The 233-nt window shown below is 43.8% G+C and carries 1 protein-coding gene; it reads left to right on the forward strand.

The features are described from left to right. Positions 1-233: transposase (locus NI468_RS16220; RefSeq protein ID WP_253102652.1), on the forward strand; the 233-nt coding region annotated here is incomplete at both ends.

Genomic DNA, 233 nt, shown 5'->3' on the forward strand with positions numbered 1-233 from the left:
CGCAAGAAACATGGACCTGAATATCGTCGCCAATGGCGTAAACTACATATTGGTATAGATGCCAAAACCCTGCAAATACGAGCAGTTCAGCTTACAACCAATAATGTCAGTGATTCACAGGTGCTTGGTGATTTACTTAATCAGATTCCACAAGATGAGCAGATTGACTCTGTTTATACCGATGGAGCTTATGACACCAAGCAATGCCGTCAGGTCATTGCAGATCGGCAAGC

This window comes from Acinetobacter lwoffii, from assembly GCF_024129355.1.
GTDB classification, from domain to species: domain Bacteria; phylum Pseudomonadota; class Gammaproteobacteria; order Pseudomonadales; family Moraxellaceae; genus Acinetobacter; species Acinetobacter lwoffii_I.